Source organism: Kosakonia sp. LAM2021 (assembly GCF_016620385.1).
Taxonomy (GTDB): Bacteria; Pseudomonadota; Gammaproteobacteria; order Enterobacterales; family Enterobacteriaceae; genus Kosakonia; species Kosakonia sacchari.
Map to the genome: position 1 here is coordinate 553,420 of NZ_JAENHT010000001.1, position 20,421 is coordinate 573,840.

The 20,421-nt window shown below is 53.0% G+C and carries 19 protein-coding genes and 1 other annotated feature; of the genes, 7 read left to right on the forward strand and 12 right to left on the reverse strand.

Features of this window, described 5'->3' with window-relative positions:
* Positions 1-7: 7 nt before the first annotated feature.
* A complete protein-coding gene (locus JKP81_RS02485) occupies positions 8-1,933 on the reverse strand; it encodes an acyltransferase family protein (RefSeq protein ID WP_200550483.1) in 1,926 nt (641 codons plus the stop codon).
* Between the two features lie 233 nt (positions 1,934-2,166).
* Between JKP81_RS02485 and gndA the strand changes: the two genes are divergently transcribed.
* Together gndA and ugd are read left to right on the forward strand one after the other, a co-directional pair.
* Positions 2,167-3,573, forward strand: a complete 1,407-nt coding sequence (gene gndA, locus JKP81_RS02490) for an NADP-dependent phosphogluconate dehydrogenase (protein ID WP_200550484.1) — start codon at positions 2,167-2,169, stop codon at positions 3,571-3,573.
* A gap of 267 nt (positions 3,574-3,840) precedes the next feature.
* Positions 3,841-5,007, forward strand: a complete 1,167-nt coding sequence (ugd, locus tag JKP81_RS02495; RefSeq protein ID WP_200550485.1) for a UDP-glucose 6-dehydrogenase — start codon at positions 3,841-3,843, stop codon at positions 5,005-5,007.
* Positions 5,008-5,049: 42 nt separating this feature from the next.
* On the opposite strand, the gene JKP81_RS02500 is transcribed toward ugd, so the two are convergent.
* The 10 genes from JKP81_RS02500 to hisL all read right to left on the reverse strand — a co-directional run bounded on the left by JKP81_RS02500 (position 5,050) and on the right by hisL (position 13,394).
* On the reverse strand, positions 5,050-6,054 hold the full coding sequence (locus JKP81_RS02500) for an NAD-dependent epimerase (RefSeq protein WP_200550486.1): 1,005 nt from the start codon (positions 6,052-6,054) through the stop codon (positions 5,050-5,052).
* Positions 6,055-6,189: 135 nt separating this feature from the next.
* Complete coding sequence (gene hisIE / locus JKP81_RS02505; protein WP_200550487.1) at positions 6,190-6,801, reverse strand: bifunctional phosphoribosyl-AMP cyclohydrolase/phosphoribosyl-ATP diphosphatase HisIE; 612 nt, start codon at positions 6,799-6,801, stop codon at positions 6,190-6,192.
* The gene (hisF, locus tag JKP81_RS02510; RefSeq protein WP_020454277.1) at positions 6,795-7,571 is read right to left on the reverse strand and encodes an imidazole glycerol phosphate synthase subunit HisF; all 777 of its coding nucleotides are present in this window, start codon (positions 7,569-7,571) and stop codon (positions 6,795-6,797) included. The genes hisIE and hisF overlap by 7 nt, the downstream gene beginning before the upstream one ends.
* Positions 7,553-8,290 carry a 1-(5-phosphoribosyl)-5-[(5-phosphoribosylamino)methylideneamino]imidazole-4-carboxamide isomerase gene (gene hisA / locus JKP81_RS02515; protein ID WP_200550488.1) on the reverse strand — a complete coding sequence of 246 codons (738 nt, stop codon included), beginning with the start codon at positions 8,288-8,290 and terminating at the stop codon, positions 7,553-7,555. Before hisA ends, hisF begins: the two co-directional genes overlap by 19 nt.
* The gene (gene hisH / locus JKP81_RS02520; protein ID WP_200550489.1) at positions 8,290-8,880 is read right to left on the reverse strand and encodes an imidazole glycerol phosphate synthase subunit HisH; all 591 of its coding nucleotides are present in this window, start codon (positions 8,878-8,880) and stop codon (positions 8,290-8,292) included. The genes hisA and hisH overlap by 1 nt, the downstream gene beginning before the upstream one ends.
* Positions 8,880-9,947, reverse strand: a complete 1,068-nt coding sequence (gene hisB, locus JKP81_RS02525) for a bifunctional histidinol-phosphatase/imidazoleglycerol-phosphate dehydratase HisB (RefSeq protein ID WP_200550490.1) — start codon at positions 9,945-9,947, stop codon at positions 8,880-8,882. The genes hisH and hisB overlap by 1 nt, the downstream gene beginning before the upstream one ends.
* Positions 9,944-11,005, reverse strand: coding sequence for a histidinol-phosphate transaminase (gene hisC, locus JKP81_RS02530; protein WP_200550491.1), 1,062 nt, complete (start codon positions 11,003-11,005; stop codon positions 9,944-9,946). The genes hisB and hisC overlap by 4 nt, the downstream gene beginning before the upstream one ends.
* Positions 11,002-12,306 (reverse strand): histidinol dehydrogenase, encoded by a 1,305-nt coding sequence (gene hisD, locus JKP81_RS02535; RefSeq protein WP_200550492.1) that lies wholly within the window; start codon positions 12,304-12,306, stop codon positions 11,002-11,004. Before hisD ends, hisC begins: the two co-directional genes overlap by 4 nt.
* Before the next feature lie 4 nt (positions 12,307-12,310).
* Positions 12,311-13,210 (reverse strand): ATP phosphoribosyltransferase, encoded by a 900-nt coding sequence (hisG, locus tag JKP81_RS02540; RefSeq protein ID WP_086873109.1) that lies wholly within the window; start codon positions 13,208-13,210, stop codon positions 12,311-12,313.
* Positions 13,211-13,245: 35 nt separating this feature from the next.
* Positions 13,246-13,368 (reverse strand) — a sequence feature (His leader region).
* Positions 13,344-13,394, reverse strand: a complete 51-nt coding sequence (gene hisL / locus JKP81_RS02545) for a his operon leader peptide (protein ID WP_001364200.1) — start codon at positions 13,392-13,394, stop codon at positions 13,344-13,346. It overlaps the preceding feature by 25 nt.
* Before the next feature lie 175 nt (positions 13,395-13,569).
* Between hisL and JKP81_RS02550 the strand changes: the two genes are divergently transcribed.
* The 4 genes from JKP81_RS02550 (at position 13,570) to tsuB (ending at position 17,560) form a co-directional block, all read left to right on the forward strand.
* Complete coding sequence (locus JKP81_RS02550; protein WP_200550493.1) at positions 13,570-14,397, forward strand: SDR family oxidoreductase; 828 nt, start codon at positions 13,570-13,572, stop codon at positions 14,395-14,397.
* A 338-nt stretch (positions 14,398-14,735) separates the two neighbouring features.
* A complete protein-coding gene (locus JKP81_RS02555; RefSeq protein ID WP_200550494.1) occupies positions 14,736-16,097 on the forward strand; it encodes an APC family permease in 1,362 nt (453 codons plus the stop codon).
* Positions 16,098-16,261: 164 nt separating this feature from the next.
* Complete coding sequence (gene tsuA / locus JKP81_RS02560) at positions 16,262-17,317, forward strand: thiosulfate utilization transporter TsuA/YeeE (protein ID WP_200550495.1); 1,056 nt, start codon at positions 16,262-16,264, stop codon at positions 17,315-17,317.
* A 15-nt stretch (positions 17,318-17,332) separates the two neighbouring features.
* Complete coding sequence (gene tsuB, locus JKP81_RS02565) at positions 17,333-17,560, forward strand: thiosulfate utilization sulfurtransferase TsuB/YeeD (protein ID WP_020454267.1); 228 nt, start codon at positions 17,333-17,335, stop codon at positions 17,558-17,560.
* 32 nt (positions 17,561-17,592) lie between these two features.
* Here the strand turns inward: tsuB and sbcB are convergent, their stop codons facing one another.
* On the reverse strand, positions 17,593-19,017 hold the full coding sequence (gene sbcB / locus JKP81_RS02570) for an exodeoxyribonuclease I (RefSeq protein WP_200550496.1): 1,425 nt from the start codon (positions 19,015-19,017) through the stop codon (positions 17,593-17,595).
* A 210-nt stretch (positions 19,018-19,227) separates the two neighbouring features.
* On the opposite strand from sbcB, the gene dacD reads away from it, so the two are divergent.
* A complete protein-coding gene (gene dacD / locus JKP81_RS02575) occupies positions 19,228-20,388 on the forward strand; it encodes a serine-type D-Ala-D-Ala carboxypeptidase DacD (protein ID WP_200550497.1) in 1,161 nt (386 codons plus the stop codon).
* Positions 20,389-20,421 lie beyond the last annotated feature (33 nt).

The following is a 20,421-nucleotide window of genomic DNA, read 5'->3' on the forward strand; positions in this document are numbered from 1 at the left end:
CATACCCTTATTGAAATGCTTGCGGATTATCAGTGACGATCTTTTCTCCAATGTAACGCGAACCATTAATATTCAGATGATGTGTATCGCGGTACATCAATTTTCCATCCTTTATCATGCTGCATCCATTTGTATCACACAGATATTTCCCCTCAGCCAGTAACTCCACGTTTTCATCTTTATCAGCAATGTTCTGCAATATCGGCAGATACTTTTCCTTCTCCTGATCGGCTTCTGTCCGTGGGATCTCACAGGCTCTATTGCCAAATGACAACCAGCGGAGCCCTTTACACTTATCCGGGGTAAATGGAAAATCTGCTACATCATCAGTAAGAATAACTTTCTTACCAGCGGCGGTGAATAGTTTAGTTGTAGCTGTGATTTGATCTTCAAGCGTACTCCCTGCAGGCGTTTCTCCAAACCGTCCGTGCCAGTACATTGTCAGTACCACTATTTTGATATGTGGATTGCGTACTATGGTCTCATAAAGCCTGGAGAACTTGGGATTGCCGGGGAAAGGAGAACCATCTTCAATATAAAAGGCCACATTTTTCATCGGTAGCGCTTCCGCCATGCCGATAAAAAGATGCTCTGCATGACTGTCACCAAGCAGTACGATGTCAATGACATTTCCCTTTTTTGATTGCATACAACGTGTATACGTGTTCCACTTTAATGCCGTCTTGGCGATATTATCTGGTGTGCACAGAAAAAAATGTGTTGCGATATATTTATGAAACTCGTCGTGCCCAATATCACCAGAATATCCTTTTAGCTCAGCATTTTCGCGTTGCGGAAACCCCTGCTGAAAGTAAACGATAGATCCTATAATACCGATCACAGTAAGCAATGCGGCAAGATTGAAAATGCTACGTGGCGCGTAGGTGGATTTTCTGAATGGCCTTTCAATCACTGTGAATGTCAGCCAGGCAAGGAGAAAAGTGGCAGCCATTAGTACTATTTTTACATTCAAAGCTGGCTCGCTACCATTAATAATCCATGCAAACGAGATCAATGGCCAATGCCAAAGATAGAGCGGGTAGCTAATTAATCCAATAAATACCATCAACCGGGAGGAGAGGACAGTCCGCGCAATTACATTTCCCGATTGAGCAAAAATCAGCATAGTGGTTGCAATTACCGGAAGTAACGCCCAGGTACCAGGGAAAGTTTTGTCTTTATCGATCAAAAATAGCCCTAACACCAGCAAAAGCAACCCGGCGCTAGCCACAAGATTATTCGAGAATGTGACTTGATGAGTACTGCGGGTGCGGCTATGCAGCCACGCCAGAGCCGCGCCTGCAAGTAACTCCCAGGCTCGAGAATCCGGGGAGTAGTAAGCTGCGGAAGTAAAATCTTTGTTCAGGTACCACAGTCCGATCAAAAATGAAGCTCCACCGATAATGGCGATTGTGGCTATTAAGTTTTTTCTGTGTTTAGTACATAAGCAGATAACAACTGGCCATAGAAGATAAAATTGCTCTTCGATACCCAGGCTCCATAGATGAAGCAGCGGTTTTGTAATACTGGTGTTATCAAAATAATTGGCCTCTGATAACAATACCAGATTCTGTACAAACAACGTGCTGCCCGCGATATGTTTGCCAAGCTGACGGTATTCATTGGTTAGCAGAGCGAACCATCCGAAAACAAGGCATGTAATAAGCACCACAGCCAGTGCGGGAAAAATTCTCTTTATACGGCGGGAATAAAAATCCAGAATACTAAATGTTTGCTTTTTATTTTTACTGAGGATAATCGATGAGATCAGATAACCAGATATGACGAAGAAAACATCAACGCCGATAAAGCCGCCGGGAACCATTGTTGGGAAAAAATGATACAGCACCACGGAAACAACGGCGATAGCACGTATTCCATCAATATCCGGGCGATAGCGTATTGTGTAATCTATTTTGCGTGCTGTGGGCATGTAATTGACTTTTAAAGTTATAATGTACCAAAGATGCTACTATAGTGAAGAATTATTCTCAATTTTAGATGTCTATTCTCTTAACTCAACTGATGCATTGTTATGTTTGTTTGCTTTGTGCTTTTCCTGCATGGCGCTCTCGTTCATTCAACATTTTTAGGCTAACATACCATTCACTTAAGACCCTCCGAATCCATTAACGGCTGGGTGACCACACCTGACAGGAGTATGTAATGTCCAAGCAACAAATCGGCGTTGTTGGTATGGCGGTAATGGGGCGCAACCTGGCGCTCAACATTGAGAGCCGCGGCTACACCGTTTCAGTTTTCAACCGCTCTCGCGAAAAGACCGAAGAAGTCATTGCCGAAAACCCGGGCAAAAAGCTGGTTCCTTACTACACCGTACGAGAATTTGTCGAATCCCTGGAAACTCCGCGCCGCATCCTATTGATGGTGAAAGCTGGTGCAGGCACCGACGCCGCTATCGACTCCCTCAAGCCATATCTCGACAAAGGTGACATCATTATTGATGGCGGCAACACGTTCTTCCAGGACACCATTCGTCGTAATCGCGAACTTTCGGAAGAGGGTTTCAACTTCATCGGCACCGGGGTTTCTGGTGGTGAAGAAGGCGCGCTGAAAGGTCCATCAATCATGCCTGGCGGTCAAAAAGAAGCCTACGATCTGGTTGCTCCGATCCTGACCAAAATTGCTGCAGTTGCAGAAGATGGCGAACCTTGCGTGACGTATATTGGGCCGGACGGCGCGGGTCACTATGTCAAAATGGTGCACAACGGCATCGAATATGGCGATATGCAGCTGATTGCGGAAGCTTACGCGTTGTTGAAAGGCGGCCTGAATCTCTCTAACGAAGAGCTGGCGAAAACCTTCAGCGAGTGGAATGCAGGTGAGCTGAGCAGCTATCTCATCGACATCACCAAAGATATCTTCACCAAGAAAGATGAAGAAGGTAAATACCTGGTTGATGTGATCCTCGACGAAGCGGCGAATAAAGGCACCGGCAAATGGACCAGCCAGAGCTCGCTGGACCTCGGCGAGCCGCTGTCACTGATTACCGAATCCGTGTTTGCGCGCTATATCTCTTCCCTGAAAGAGCAGCGTGTTGCCGCGTCTAAAGTGCTGTCAGGCCCGCAGGCGAAAACAGCAGGGGACAAAGCTGAATTTATCGAGAAAGTACGCCGTGCGCTGTACCTCGGTAAAATTGTTTCCTATGCGCAGGGCTTCTCCCAGTTGCGTGCTGCTTCTGACGAGCACAACTGGAATCTGAATTACGGCGAAATCGCGAAGATCTTCCGCGCAGGCTGTATCATTCGTGCTCAGTTCCTGCAGAAAATCACCGACGCCTATGCCGAGACCCCGGCTATCGCAAACCTGTTGCTGGCACCGTACTTCAAGAAAATCGCGGATGACTATCAGCAGGCGCTGCGTGATGTAGTGGCCTATGCCGTGCAGAATGGTATTCCGGTACCGACCTTCTCTGCAGCGGTGGCATACTACGACAGCTACCGTTCTGCAGTGCTGCCGGCGAACCTGATTCAGGCTCAGCGTGATTATTTCGGTGCGCACACATACAAGCGCACAGATAAAGATGGTGTGTTCCATACCGAATGGCTGGATTAATCTGATAATCACCCATCTGGTTTACCTAAGCCCGGTTACTAAAACCGGGCTTTTTTTTCGTCTCAATCGCCGTTTTTTCGGGCGGTCATATTCATTTTGTCGATTATTTCCCGCTAAACCATACATAAACGCCGCTGTTGACGACCGATTGTCGCCTTGACAGTCCCTCAACAGAAGAGGTAAAAACCCCAACAGTTATTGATATAAAGCGGGTGGCGACGGGATCGTCATCTCCGGTTTCATACACTCACAAAAGTTGCTTATCGAATGAAAATAACAATCTCCGGAACAGGTTACGTTGGGCTATCGAACGGGATTCTGATTGCGCAGAACCATGAAGTGGTGGCGCTGGATATCGTTCAGTCCAAAGTAGATATGCTTAATCAGAAGATCTCTCCCATTGTGGATAAGGAGATCCAGGAGTATTTGCAGAATAAGCCGCTGAACTTCCGTGCGACGACGGACAAACTCGACGCCTATCGCGGCGCGGATTTCGTCATCATCGCTACGCCGACGGATTACGATCCGAAATCTAACTACTTCAATACCAGCAGCGTGGAATCAGTGATCCGTGATGTTCATGAGATCAACCCGCAAGCGGTGATGATCATTAAATCCACCATTCCGGTGGGCTTTACCCAATCCATCCGTGAAAAATACGGTATTGATAACGTTATTTTCTCGCCGGAATTCCTGCGTGAAGGTAAGGCGCTGTACGATAACCTGCACCCATCGCGTATTGTTATCGGCGAACGCTCCGAACGTGCCGAACGTTTTGCCGCGTTGTTGCAGGAAGGCGCGATCAAAAAAGATATTCGCGTACTGTTCACTGATTCAACCGAAGCCGAAGCGATTAAACTGTTCGCTAACACCTATCTGGCGATGCGCGTGGCGTACTTCAACGAACTGGATAGCTATGCAGAAAGCCTGGGGCTGAACAGCCGTCAGATTATCGAAGGGGTATGCCTGGATCCGCGTATCGGCAATCACTACAACAACCCATCGTTTGGCTACGGCGGTTACTGCCTGCCGAAAGACACCAAACAGCTGCTGGCGAACTACCAGTCGGTACCGAATAATATTATTTCGGCTATCGTTGATGCTAACCGCACCCGTAAAGACTTTATTGCGGATTCCATCCTGGCGCGTAAACCGAAGGTGGTGGGTGTCTATCGTCTGATCATGAAGAGCGGTTCCGATAACTTTCGCGCCTCTTCGATTCAGGGCATCATGAAGCGTATCAAAGCGAAGGGCGTGCAGGTCATCATTTATGAACCGGTCATGCAGGAAGATGAATTCTTCCACTCCCGCGTGGTACGCGATCTGGACGCGTTCAAACAGGAAGCGGATGTCATTATCTCGAACCGTATGGCCCAAGAGCTGGCGGATGTGGAAGAGAAGGTCTATACCCGCGATTTATTCGGTAACGACTAATTGTTATTGCAGAAAGCAAAACGGCCCGTCAGGGCCGTTTTTTTACACGTTATAAAAATCTCTGTACCAGTCAACAAAGCGCTTCACACCCTCTTTGACAGAAGTCTGGGGCTTGAAGCCAGTCACAGCATACAGCGGTTGGGTGTCTGCGCTCGTCTCCAGCACATCGCCGGGCTGAATCGGCATCATATTTTTCTGCGCTTCAATCCCCAGCGCCTCTTCCAGTGCCGTGATGTAATCCATCAGCTCAACCGGTGAACTGTTGCCAATGTTATAAACATGGTAAGGCGCAGAGCTGGTTGCCGGCGATCCGCTTTCAACAGTCCAGTTCGCATCTGGCTGCGGGATCACATCCTGCATACGGATAATGGCTTCCACGATATCGTCAATGTAGGTGAAGTCGCGCTTCATTTTGCCGTAGTTGTATACATCTATGCTCTTACCTTCCAGCATAGCTTTAGTGAACTTGAACAGCGCCATGTCCGGGCGTCCCCATGGGCCATAGACCGTAAAGAATCGCAGGCCGGTGGTAGGCAAGCCATAGAGATGAGAATAGGTATGCGACATCAGCTCGTTGGCTTTTTTCGTTGCCGCATAGAGTGATACCGGGTGGTCAACCGAATCATCAGTAGAGAACGGCATCTTTCGGTTTAACCCGTAAACGGAGCTGGAGGATGCATACAGCAGATGCTGCACTTTATGATGACGACAGCCTTCAAGTACGTTCAGATGTCCAATCAGATTAGATTCTGCGTAGACGTGCGGGTTTTCCAGCGAGTAACGGACGCCAGCTTGTGCTGCGAGGTGAATAACGCGGTCGAATTTCTCACGCGCAAACAGCTGTGCCATCCCCTCGCGGTCAGCGAGATCGATTTTATGAAAATGGAAATCGGGAGAGGCCAGTAAATCCAGGCGCGCTTGCTTCAGACTGACATCGTAATAGTCGTTGAGGTTATCAATACCCACGACCTGGTGGCCCGCTTTCAACAAACGTTCACTGACGTGATAGCCGATAAACCCGGCAGCGCCGGTGACCAGAAATTTCATCTTCAACCTCAATGTTTGATATGCACAACTTGTGATGCGAAAAACTGTGGTGGGATGATACCTGCTGTGGGAGATAATGGTAACTGCTTTATCAGCGATAAATAAGAGGGAGCGTGATAGCTCCCTAGGTATAGCTTATTTATGCCGCTTGCGTAAATTCTCAATCACGGTTGTTAAATCAAGCTGCTGATCCTGCAACAGCACCAGCAGGTGATACATCAGGTCAGAGGCCTCGTTAGTCAGCTCTTCGCGGTCGTTTACGGTTGCCGCCAGTGCCGTTTCTACACCTTCTTCGCCCACTTTCTGCGCGATACGTTTAGTGCCGCTGGCGTAGAGTTTGGCGGTGTAAGAACTTGCCGGGTCGGCCGTTTTACGCGCGGCGAGCAGCTCTTCTAACTGATAAAGGAACAACCACTGGTGGCTGGTGTCGCCAAAGCAGCTGGATGTTCCCGTGTGGCAGGTTGGGCCGATTGGGTTAACCAGGACCAGCAATGTGTCGTTGTCGCAATCAGGGGCTATCTTCAGCACGTTAAGAAAATGACCCGAGGTTTCACCTTTGGTCCACAAGCGCCCTTTAGTGCGGGAGAAAAAAGTGACTTTGCCGCTTTCCTGCGTTTTTGCCAGCGCCTCTTTGTTCATGTAACCCAGCATCAGCACTTCGCCGGAAACCGCATGTTGCACCACGGCGGGCAGCAGTCCGTCGGTTTTTTCCCAGTCCAGTTGGGCCAGTTGTTGCTCTGTTAACATACCCTGATCTCCACGCCCTGGTCTGCCAGGTACGTTTTTAATTCACCAATATTGATAATCTGCTTGTGAAACACGGAAGCTGCCAGCGCGCCGTCAACGTTCGCATCGCGAAAGGCTTCCAGAAAATGTTCCATGGTGCCCGCGCCACCAGAAGCAATCAGCGGTACGTGGCACACCGCGCGCACTTTCTTCAGTTGTTCAAGGTCGTAGCCATTGCGCACACCATCCTGGTTCATCATGTTAAGCACGATCTCCCCGGCGCCGCGCTTTTGCACTTCCTGCACCCAGTCCAGCGTTTCCCATTGCGTGACCCGGGTCCGGCTCTCATCACCGGTGTACTGATTAACGTGATATTTGCCCGTTTCGGCGTCAAACCAGGTGTCGATACCGACCACAATGCACTGTACGCCAAAGCGATCGGCCAGCCGTGTGATTAATTCCGGATCGGCCAGTGCAGGGGAGTTAATCGAAATTTTATCAGCGCCGAACGAGAGAATTTTCGCCGCATCGTCAGCAGACTTAATCCCACCGGCGACACAGAAAGGAATATCAATCACTTCAGCCACGCGTGATACCCAGCTCTTATCCACTACGCGGCCATCGCTTGAGGCGGTGATATCGTAGAATACCAGCTCGTCCGCGCCTTCTTCGGCGTAGCGTTTTGCCAGCGGCACAATGTCGCCAATAATTTCGTGATTACGAAACTGTACGCCTTTCACCACCTGGCCATCACGCACGTCAAGACAAGGGATTATCCGTTTTGCCAGCATTGAATGGCCTCCTTCACCGTGAATTTACCTTCCAGCAGCGCCCGTCCGACAATTACGCCGCGCACGCCAGTACCGCGCAGGGCGGCAATATCATTTAAACCGCCAATACCGCCGGAAGACTGAAACGCCACCTGCGGCCAGCGGGCACAAATCTCTTCATACAACGCAACGTTCGAGCCCGCGAGCGTGCCGTCGCGGGAAATATCGGTACAAAGCACATGTTTCAGCCCAACAGCCAGGTAGGTTTCCACCAGCGCTTCCAGCGTCACACCGGAGTTCTCCTGCCAGCCGCTCACCGCGACCTGCTTCGTGCCCTGTTCATCGATGCGCACATCCAGCGCCAGCACCAGCTTGTCTGCGCCAAAGCGTGCAAACCAGCCTTTCACAACCTCCGGTGATTTTACTGCCGTCGAGCCGATTACCACGCGAGCAACACCGGCCGCGAGCAGGGCAGCGACGTCCTCTTCCGTGCGTACACCGCCGCCAACCTGTACCGGAACGTTCACCCCGGCAACCAGCGTTTTCAGCAACGGGATCTGGCGTTTCGCCGGATCTTTCGCGCCGGTTAAATCGACGAGGTGCAGCACCTGCGCTCCCTGAGCGGCGTAATCCTGCAAGCGCGGCAGCGGGTCGTTGCCATAATCGCGCTGCTGTGCGTAGTCGCCCTGATGAAGACGTACGACGGTGCCGTCAATTAAATCTAAAGCCGGAATAATCATCACATCTCCAGGAAGTTTTTCAGCAGTTGCGCACCCGCGCGGCCGGAACGTTCCGGGTGAAACTGCACACCGTAGAAATTGTCTTTCTGCACGGCAGCGGTAAACGGCTCGCCGTAATCGCAGCGGGCAATGGTGTACGCATTCACCGGCATGGCGTAGCTGTGCACAAAGTAGAAATAAGCGCCGTCCTCGATGCCCTGGAACAAGCGGTTGCCAGCTTTTGCGTAAACCTGGTTCCAGCCCATATGCGGCAGTGGCAGGCCAACGTCTTTCATCTTCGGCACATCCTGTTCGATGATGCCTAACAAATCGACGCCGTGGGTCTCTTCGCTAAAACGTCCGAGCAGTTGCATCCCCAGGCAGATACCGAGCACCGGTTGCGTACAGGCTTTCACCAGTTCGATCAGCTCGCGCTCGCGCAGCTGATCCATCGCGGCCTGCGCCGTTCCGACACCGGGTAAAAACAGTTTGTCTGCGCGTAGCACCACATCCGGATCGCGACTGACTTGCGGCTCATAACCGTGGCGCGAGACGGCAGATTTCACCGAGTTCAGGTTGGCGCAGCCGGTATCGAGGATCACCACATTCATCACAGCACTCCTTTTGATGAGGGGAGCGTATCGCCTTCCACGCGGATCGCCTGGCGCAGCGTGCGGCCAAATGCTTTAAATAAACTTTCCACACGGTGGTGGTCGTTTTTGCCTTTGGTTTTGAGATGCAGCGTCACGGCCATGGTGTAAGAGAGCGAGCGGAAGAAGTGCTCGACCATTTCGGTGCTCAAATCGCCCACGCGCTGGTAGGCAAATTCCGCTTTATATTCGAGGTGCGGGCGGCCGGAAATGTCCAATGCACAGCGTGCAAGGCACTCATCCATCGGCAACACAAAGCCAAAACGGTTGATACCGCGTTTGTCGCCGAGCGCCAGTTTGAGCGCTTCACCCAGTGCCAGCCCGGTATCTTCTACCGTGTGGTGATCGTCAATATAGAGATCACCTTTCACCGCAATTTCCATGCGAAAACCGCCATGCGTCGCAATCTGATCAAGCATATGGTCGAAGAAACCGACGCCAGTGTGAATTTTGCTGCCGCCTTCGCGATCCAGCCACACTTTGACATCAATCTGCGTCTCTTTGGTGTTGCGTTCAACGTGCGCATACCGATCGCGGCGCGTGAGTTGCTCACCAATCATCGCCCAGTTCAGCGTCTCAGGGTTGTATCGCAAACCGCCAATCGACATGTTGTTCGCCAGCTCAATATCAGTGGCGCGGTCGCCAATCACATAGCTATTCGCGCGATTGAGTGCGCCTTCTGCCAGCCAGCGTTCCACCAGCTTCACTTTTGGCTTACGGCAGTCGCACGCATCGGCAGGCAGGTGCGGGCAAATCAGCACCTCTTCAAAGTCGATGCCCTGGGAGGTGAAGACCTGCATCATCAAGTTGTGCGGGCCATCGAAATCCGCTTGCGGGAAACTGCTGGTACCCAAACCGTCCTGATTGGTGATCATCACCAGTTTGTAACCGGCTTTTTGCAGTTTCAGTAATACCGGGATGACCTCCGGCTCAAAGGCCAGTTTCTCGAATTTATCCACCTGATAATCGGAAGGGGGTTCGGAAATCAGGGTTCCATCACGGTCAATAAACAGGTACTTCTGGCTCATACTGGCTCCGCACGTAAAGCGTCAATGACGCGCTGGCTCTCTGCACGGGTACCGATAGTGATACGCAGGCAGCCGCTTAAAGAAGGTTGTTTGTTCTGGTCTCTCAGGATAATGCCTTGATCCCACAATGATTTAAACACTGCGCTGGAAGCAGTCAGACGCACGAGAATATAGTTAGTCTCTGAGTCGAACACCTGCTCCACACACGCAATATCCCGCAGCGCGGTAACCAGATACTGGCGTTCAACCAGAATTTGCGCCACCCGCTCGCGCATCGCGACAATACCCTGCGGACTAAGCGCTTGCGCGGCAATATCCGCCACCGGTGTAGAGAGCGGGTAGGGGGCAATCACTTTTAACAGCAGAGCGATAACGTCTTCGTTGGCAAGGGTAAAGCCGCAGCGCAGGCCTGCCAGCGCAAACGCTTTGGAGAGCGTGCGCAGTACCACCAGATTCGGGTATTCACTGAGCCAGCCGGCCAGCGTGGCCTGCGGGCAAAACTCAATATACGCTTCATCCGCCACAACAATGGCTTTGCCGCGCGTCATTTCGAGCAAGACGCGGAAATCTTGCGGATTAATAATCTGCCCGGTGGGGTTATTCGGGCTGCAAACATAAATAATTTTGACGCCAGCCAGTTTGTCGGCAATGCCTTGCAGATCCAGCTGCCAGTCAGAAAGCGCGGGCACGGTGCGGTACTCCACGCCCAGCGTCTCGGCGCTGACGCTATACATGCCGTAGGTGGGTGGGCAGAACAGCACTGCATCTTTACCTGGTTCACAAAACGCGCGGATTAGCAGCTCAATCCCTTCATCTGCGCCACGGCTGACCAGCACCTGCTCCGGTTTTACGCCCGCATACTGCGCATAACTTTCGATCACCGCTTTCGGCTGGCACTCCGGGTAACGGTTTAATGTCTGCTGTGTCAGTTCAAAAAGAACCGCTGTCGGGAATTCATTGGCATTCAGCCAGACATCGCCTTTACCACCAAGACGGCGAGCCGACTGATAGGGCGTCAGTTCGCGCACATTTTTACGCGCCAGTTCTTCAATGCTCATGCTTGCTCCTTCAGCGCGTTAACGCGCAACGTGACGGCGTTTTTGTGAGCGGTCAGGCGTTCAGCTGCTGCCAGTGTTTCAATGGTGCTTGCCAGTTGCGCAAAACCTTCCCGGGAGAGCTCCTGCACCGTCATACGTTTCTGGAAATCGGCCAGACCCAGGCTGGAACAGGTGGCGGTATAACCATAAGTCGGCAGCACGTGGTTGGTACCGGAGGCGTAATCGCCTGCGGATTCCGGTGACCAGTCACCGAGAAACACTGAGCCTGCGCTGGTGATGCTCTCAACCAGTGAACGGGCATCGCGGGTCTGAATAATCAGGTGCTCCGGGCCGTATTGGTTGGAGATCGCCACGCATTGCGCTAAATCGCGCGCCACAATCAGGCGGCTGGCAGAAAGCGCCTGGCGAGCGGTTTCCGCGCGCGGCAGTTCCGCAAGCTGGCGTTCAACCGCCTCGGCTACACGAGTCGCCATCTCGCTGTCCGGCGTCAGCAGGATCACCTGCGAGTCCGGGCCGTGTTCCGCCTGCGAAAGCAGATCGGAGGCGACAAAATCTGGCGTTGCGCCGCTATCGGCAATCACCAGCACTTCAGAAGGACCGGCGGGCATGTCAATCGCCGCACCGTCCAGACGCTGGCTGACCTGGCGTTTGGCTTCGGTCACAAAGGCATTTCCTGGGCCAAAAATTTTATCGACCTTCGCGATCGATTCGGTGCCAAAGGCCAGCGCGGCAATCGCCTGCGCGCCACCCACTTTAAAGATCGCCTGCACGCCGCAAAGCTTCGCGGCATAGAGAATTTCATCGGCAATCGGCGGTGGTGAGCAGAGCACCACTTTCTGGCAACCGGCAATACGTGCCGGTGTTGCCAGCATTAACACGGTTGAGAACAGCGGCGCAGAACCGCCGGGAATATACAGGCCAACCGAGGCGATAGGACGGGTAACCTGCTGGCAGCGCACACCCGGCAGGGTTTCAACATCCACCGTTTGCAGCTTTTGCGCGGTGTGGAAGGTGTCGATATTTTTCACCGCTACGGCCATCGCTTGCTTGATGTCGTCACCCAGGCGCGCGCTGGCATCGGCGATTTCCTGTTCTGTGACTTTCAGCGCGTCGACCTGCGTTTTGTCGAACCTGGCGCTGTATTCACGCAGGGCGTCATCGCCGCGCGCTTTCACAGTATCGAGGATCTCAACCACGGTACGCGTGATGCTATCAGAAGCAGAGATCGCCGGGCGCATCAGCAAGTCGCGTTGCTCTGCTTCGCTACAGCTGTTCCAGTCGATTACGGTATTGAAGCTCATGGTCTTACTCCATCATCTTCTCAATCGGCAGCACCAGAATGGAACTCGCCCCCAGCGCCTTCAGTTTTTCCATGGTTTCCCAGAACAGGGTTTCGCTGCTCACCATGTGCATTGCCACACGCTGCTGATCGCCCGCCAGCGGCAGTATAGTGGGGCGTTCAGCGCCAGGCAGCAGGGCGATGACCTCTTCCAGGCGCTCGCTTGGCGCGTGCATCATGATGTATTTCGATTCGCGCGCCTGAATAACACCCTGAATACGGGTCAGCAGTTTGTCGATAAGCTGCTGTTTGGCATCGGTCATTTCACCGTCGCGCTGAATCAGGCAGGCTTTCGAACGGTAAATCACTTCCACTTCGCGCAGACCATTGGCTTCGAGCGTCGCGCCGGTTGACACCAGGTCGCAAATCGCATCCGCCAGACCCGCACGCGGGGCGACTTCAACAGAACCATTTAACAGACAAGATTTGAAAGAGACGCCTTTCTGATCGAGATAGCGTTTTAACAGGTGCGGATAAGAGGTGGCGATACGTTTACCGTCCAGCGCTTGCGGGCCGTTCCAGCTTTCGTCAACCGGGGTTGCCAGCGACAGGCGGCAGCCGCCGAAATCGAGGCGACGCAGGGTGAAATAGCGCGGGTCTTCACCCTGTGCGCGGCGGGTCAGCAGCTCTTCTTCCAGCACGTTTTCGCCGATGATGCCCAAATCAACGACACCGTCCATCACAAGGCCCGGAATGTCATCGTCGCGTACGCGCAGAATATCAATCGGCATATTTTCCGCCAGGGCGATCAGACGCTGGGTGTGCAGGTTAATTTTAATCCCGCAGCGGGCCAGTAATTCGCGTGAATCTTCGCTCAGGCGGCCGGATTTCTGAATAGCTATGCGTAAACGCGAGTTGTCTAACATTCTGTTGTCCTCTTTTATCCTGCTGAATTTGGTTCAAAAAAAAGCCCCCGGAAGAAGATCTTCCGGGGGCTTTCTCTGCGTTCATGCACCACTGGAAGATCCAAATGTCTTCCAGCACACATCGCCTGAAAGACTAGTCAGGATGATGGTGATGATGGTGGTGTTTAAATTGAACGCGGGTCATAAAATTCTCGATGAATGTTTATTCATAAGTTGTCAGTTAACGTAAACCACTTTGGTCGCCCAAGGCAAGGGCTTTTTTTTATCATTAAATCATTTCATATTCGTTCTATGAATTGTCAGTTATCACTGGCTGGCGTAGCCTTAAACAGGTGGAAGCGAGAGTGCAGGGGAGAGGCATGAAAAAGGTCGCGATTATTGGATTAGGATGGCTGGGAATGCCGCTGGCACTGTCATTAACGGCGCGAGGCTGGCAAGTTACCGGCAGTAAAACCAGCCAGGATGGCGTCGAGGCGGCGCGCATGTGCGGCATCGAAAGTTATGTGCTCAACCTTGAACCAGAATTAGTTTGTGAATCGGAGGATCTGGATGCGCTGATGCAGGTCGATGCGTTAGTCATCACCCTCCCGGCGCGTCGCAGTGGCCCCGGCGAAGAATTTTACTTGCAAGCGATGCAGGAGATTGTCGATAGCGCGCTGGCTTATCGCATACCGCGCATTATTTTTACCAGTTCCACCTCTGTTTATGGCGATGCACCCGGCATCATTAAAGAAAACACGCCGCGCCAGCCCGTCACCGCAAGCGGACGGGTGCTGAAAGAGCTGGAAGACTGGCTGCATAATTTGCCCGGCACATCGGTGGATATTTTACGCCTGGCAGGGCTGGTAGGACCGGCGCGCCATCCGGGGCGTTTTCTGGCCGGAAAAACCGCGCCTAACGGTCAGCACGGCGTTAACCTGGTGCATCTCGAAGATGTCGTCGCCGCGATTACGTTGCTGCTGCAGGCGCCGAAAGGCGGGCACATCTATAATCTCTGCGCGCCGGGACATCCGTCTCGCGAAAGTTTCTACCCGGCAATGGCGCGACAGCTTGGCCTGGCGCCGCCTACCTTCACCGCGTCGCGCAGCGATGATGAGAAGGGAAAAATCATCGACGGCAACCGTATCTGTCACGAACTGGGTTTTGAATATCTTTATCCGGATCCCGCGCAGATGCCGCTGGCGTAATTTTTTAGCAATTAGTGCTATTAAAATGTTTAATAATTCAGCGATAGCCTAAAATTCATGCACTTAGTTGCATAAACAGTGCAGGGAAGGCCTTAGCGTATTGTCATCCTGCTTCAGGATGGTGCAAAATACGCCGCTGCAAAAAAATGAAGAGACTAGCCGACGTTAATCCGTCGGTTATTTTTTTTGCAAGCACAAACGTCATTCAATAAAAGAGGCCGGGCTTCGTACCGGATAGATACACATTTAAAAACCGACAGTCGTTGTCGCTGAGGAAATAACACAAATGGGGCAATTTTTTGCTTTTGCGCCGGCACTCGCCGTTCAGGAGAATCGCCATGACGCATAACGTTACTCCAAAAACCTCTCGCGTGGAATTACGTAAGACGCTTACGTTGATTCCGGTTGTAATGATGGGCCTGGCCTATATGCAGCCAATGACGCTGTTTGATACGTTTGGTATCGTCTCTGGCCTGACCGATGGCCACGTGGCAACCGCGTATGCCTTTGCGTTGGTCGCTATCCTCTTTACTGCGCTGAGCTACGGCAAGCTGGTACGTCGCTTCCCGTCTGCTGGCTCTGCGTATACCTACGCCCAGAAATCCATCTCCCCGGCCGTTGGCTTTATGGTGGGCTGGTCATCGCTGCTGGACTATCTGTTCATGCCGATGATCAACATTCTGCTGGCGAAAATTTACTTTGAAGCGCTGGTGCCTTCGGTGCCGTCGTGGATTTTCGTGGTGGCGCTGGTGGCCTTTATGACCATCTCCAACCTGCGCAGTATCAAAACCGTGGCGAACTTCAACACCCTGATTGTTATCCTGCAAATGGGGATTGTCGCCGTCATCGTTGGTTTGATCATCTACGGTGTGTCCCACGGCGAAGGTGCTGGCACGTTGGTAAGTTCCCGTCCGTTCTGGTCAGAAGGTGCCCATGTTGTGCCGATGATCACTGGCGCAACTATCCTGTGCTTCTCGTTCCTCGGCTTTGACGGTATCTCTTCCCTTTCTGAAGAGACCAAAGATGCTGAGCGTGTGATCCCGCGCGCCATCTTCCTGACTGCGCTGATCGGCGGCATGGTATTTATCGGGGCCTCTTATTTCCTGCAACTTTACTTCCCGGACATCTCCCGCTTTAAAGAGCCGGATGCTTCTCAGCCGGAAATCATGCTGTACGTTGCGGGTAAAACCTTCCAGTGGGGCGTGCTGATTTTCTCCAGCGTGACCGTGCTGGCGTCCGGTATGGCCGCACACGCGGGTGTTTCTCGTCTGATGTATGTAATGGGGCGCGATGGCGTATTCCCGACCCGTTTCTTTGGTTATATCCATCCGAAATGGCGTACTCCGGCGTGGAACGTGCTGCTGGTTGGCGCAATCGCGCTGCTGGCGATCCGTTTTGACCTGGTAACGGCCACGGCGCTGATTAACTTTGGTGCGCTGGTGGCGTTCACCTTTGTTAACTTGTCGGTGATCTCCCAGTTCTGGATCCGCGAAAAACGCAACAAGACGCTGAAAGACCATTTCAACTATCTGGTGCTGCCAGTGTGCGGCGCGCTGACGGTTGGCGCACTGTGGATCAACCTTGAGCAAAGCTCAATGATCCTCGGTCTTATCTGGGGCGCTATCGGCTTGGTTTATCTGGCGTGTGTGACGCGCAGTTTCCGCAACCCAGTGCCGCAGTACGAAGATATCGCGCAGTAAATTTTCTTCTGCACATCGAAGCCGGAGCCTTGTCTCCGGCTTTTTTATATCGATTACCTCCCTATTAATAACCTGTCGAACTAAGTTAGATAATTTCGTTATTGGTTCCCGCCATGCTGCACGTGGAAAATTCACGATCTGGTTTTTCTGACGTAGCTACCGTTATGTTTTCAATGATGTTAAGTGGATTGATTTGCGGCGCACTGCTGGGGTTTGTGATGCAGCGTGGGCGCTTCTGCCTGACTGGCGGATTTCGCGATATGTATATCGCCAAAAATAACCGGATGTTTTATGCCCTGTTGATTGCCATCGCCATTCAAAGCGTGGGTGTCTTTGCCTTAATCCAGAGCGGAGCGCTGCAATACAATGCCGGGACGTTCCCGTGGCTTGGCACTGTTGTTGGCGGTTACATTTTCGGACTGGGGATTGTCTATGCAGGCGGTTGCGCGACTGGCACCTGGTACCGTGCAGGGGAAGGGCTGATCGGGAGCTGGATTGCGCTGTTTACCTATATGGTGATGAGCGCGGTTATGCGCTCTCCACATGCTGACGGCATTAACAGCCTGCTGAAAACCTACAGCACAGAACACAACTCGATTGCCGAGACCTTCGGCGTTTCCGTCTGGCCTTTTATCGCACTGCTGCTTGCCGTCACGCTGTGGGCGGTCGCCAGAGAGTTGCGTAAGCCGAAGCTGAAGATTGCGTCATTACCGCCGCGTCGCACCGGGCTTGCGCACCTGCTGTTTGAAAAGCGCTGGCATCCTTTTGTCACTGCGGTACTTATCGGTCTTATCGCACTGCTGGCGTGGCCGCTCAGTGAAGCCACTGGCCGTATGTTTGGCCTGGGCATTACCTCACCAACCGCCAACATTTTGCAGTTCCTTGTGGCGGGGCAGAGTAAGTTCCTCAACTGGGGCGTCTTCCTGGTGCTGGGCATTTTCCTGGGGTCGTTTATTGCCGCGAAAGCCAGCCGTGAATTCCGCGTACGCGCGGCGGATGCACAAACCACGCTACGCAGCGGGTTTGGCGGCCTGCTGATGGGCGTGGGAGCCAGTATGGCCGGTGGCTGTTCGATTGGTAATGGTCTGGTGATGACCGCGATGATGACCTGGCAGGGCTGGGTCGGTCTGGTATTTATGATCCTTGGCGTATGGACGGCGTCATGGTTTTTATATGTCCGTCCGCAGCGCAAAGCGAAACTGGCGACGGCTGCGGCTTAACTTACAGGAGCTGTTATGGCTGTAAAAAAACTGGACGTGGTAACGCAGGTTTGCCCGTTTCCTCTGATAGAAGCAAAAGCGGCGCTGGCGGAAATGGCCCGCGGCGATGAACTGATTATTGAGTTCGACTGCACCCAGGCGACGGAAGCTATCCCGCAATGGGCGGCGGAAGAGGGCCACACCATTACGGATTACCAACAGGTTGGCGACGCCGCCTGGAGTATTACCGTGCAGAAGGCGTAAGCCGATGCCCTCCCGTTAGCGGGAGGGCACTCTCAGACAATTTCTTCGGCGTACTGCCACAACGCTTTCAACAGCGCCTGTTTTTCGCTGTCGCCGTCATATTGCTGGAACAGCGCCTGAAGCGCTTCGGCGTAATGTTGCAAAAACTCAGGAGTAAAGACATTGCGGCGATGGGTGAGCCAGCGCTGCTGTTCTTGCTCATCCAGCGTACCGGGGAAGTTACGCGCCCGGTAGTTAAACAGCAGTTTTTCAATGCGCGCATCGGCAAAGGTGATGTCCAGCGCAGGCAGGTTACGCGGCTCGGTTTCCAGCAAAATTTTCATCGCGGCGCGGTCAGCATCGCTGAAAAAGCCGTTGTAGATCTGTGCGTCCACGTTATCGGAAGGGACAAACGGTTCCGCCTCGGCGAAAATCGCTAATACTTTCTCGCGTACCTGCGGGTTATCGCGCAGGATTTGCAAATTATCCAGACACTGCTGGCGGTTAATGCCCAGCCGCTCGGCATCCTGCGGACGCAGCGTGTTGGCCTGCGCCAGGATCGGGCACTTGTTCAGATGCACCAGTTTCACCGCCACCGCCGCGCTATCGCCGAGTTCCGCTTTCGGCGTATACAGCCTTTCGCGCAGCGCATCGGTATCCAGTTCCAGCAGCGGCGACATGTCTCCCGCCAGATCCACCATAATCACCGCGTTGCGGTTTTCCGGGTGCCAGGCCAGAGGTGCCACCCAACTGGTGTTACCGCGCCAGGCGCCAAACATCCCGGAGACATGCACCAGCGGTTTCATTTGTGGCACATCAATCAGCGTCGCCAGCTTCTGCTTATGGCGATGGCTGAACAGGTAGTCGAACAACTTCGGCTGCTTAGTTTTCACCAGTTGCGCCATGGCGATAGTGGCGTAAACATCCGCCATTGCATCGTGGGCGTTGGCATGTTCAATGCCGTTGGCTTTTGTCAGGTGCTCAAGGCGGAAGCTGGGCAGACCGTCTTCATTTTCCGGCCAGTTAATCCCGTCCGGGCGCAGGGCGTAGCAGGCGCGCATAACGTCCAGCAGATCCCAGCGTGAATTATGGTTCTGCCAGCTCCAGGCATAAGGATCGTAGAAGTTGCGGTAGAAAATATTGCGCGTCACTTCGTCATCAAAACGCACATTGTTGTAGCCGAGAACACAGGTATTTGGCACGGTGAACAGATCGTGAATGCGTTTAGCGAAAGCCGCTTCGTTCTCGCCTTTGGCACGCGCGATTTGCGGGGTGATACCGGTTATCAGCACCGCTTCCGGCTGCGGCAGATAGTCGTCCGCCGGTTTGCAATAGAAGACTTCCGGCTCGCCAATGATGTTGAAATCCGCGTCGGTGCGGATCGCGGCGAACTGCGCCGGGCGATCCAGCGCCGGGCTGGTACCGAAAGTTTCGTAATCGTGAAAGAGAAAAGTGGGCGTTGCGGCGGAATCAGACACCAGATGCTCATCCTGTCAGTAAATATGCCCTCTATGGTAAACCATCCCGGCGCGTGTGCCGAAGGAAAACCGGTCATTCTTCCGCAGACCTTCGCAAAAACAGGTGGTTAAAATCGATCTGTGTCACACTTTTTTGCAATTTAACCAGGTAACGACACACGAAGTTCCGTACAAAGAACGACGATTTTAGATGCTATTGAGGATATTTCATTGAAACGCCGTTTGTTTGCTGCTTCTTTGCTGGCGGTTTGCGTGAACCACGCTTACGCCGACGACTTACCTTTTGCCCCTCAGCCCCCGGCAATTCAGGCGGGCTCATGGGTATTGATGGACTACACCACCGGGCAAATCTTAACTGCGGGCAATGAACATCAGCAACGTAACCCGGCGAGCTTGACCAAACTGATGACCGGCTACGTGGTTGACCGCGCCATCGATAGCCACCGCATCAGGGCTGATGATGTCGTCACAGTCGGAAAAGACGCCTGGGCAAAAGGAAACCCGGTGTTCGATGGTTCTTCACTGATGTTCCTCAAACCGGGCGATCGCCTGACGGTGCGTGACTTAAGCCGTGGTTTGATTGTTGATTCCGGTAACGATGCCTGCGTGGCGCTGGCGGATCATGTGGCGGGCGGGCAACCGCAGTTTGTCGCTATGATGAATGATTACGTCCAGAAGCTGAATCTGCGCGATACCCATTTTGAAACCGTACACGGGCTGGATGCGCCGGGTCAGCACAGCTCTGCGTATGATTTGGCGGTGCTCTCTCGCGCCATCATTCATGGCGAGCCGGATTTCTACCATATGTACAGTGAGAAAAGCCTGACGTGGAACGGCATTACCCAGCAAAACCGCAACGGTTTGTTATGGGATAAGACACTGAACGTTGACGGGCTGAAAACCGGCCATACGTCTGGCGCAGGCTTTAACCTAATTGCCTCAAGCGTGGACGGAGAACGTCGTCTGATTGCGGTGATCATGGGGGCAGACAGCCCAAAAGGTCGTGAAGAGCAGGCGCGTAAGCTGCTTCATTGGGGTCAGCAGAACTTTAATACCGTGGAAATTCTGCGTAACGGTAAAAAAGTGGGTAGCGAGCGTGTGTGGTACGGGGATAAAGAGCAGGTTGATGTCGGCACCGATCAGGATTACTGGCTGGTGCTGCCGAAAGCGGAACTGCAAAACGTAAAAGCCAAATATGTACTGGACAGCAAAGAGCTGGATGCGCCGCTGGCTGCGCATCAGCGCGTGGGGGAAATCCAGCTTTATGACCGCGATAAAGTGATCGCGCACTGGCCGCTGGTCACGCTGGATAGCGTTGGCAAAGGCGGCTTGTTCTCGCGTCTGAGTGATTACCTCCACCATAAAAGCTGATACCGTCAAGCGCAGTCTGGAAGGCATGCGAAG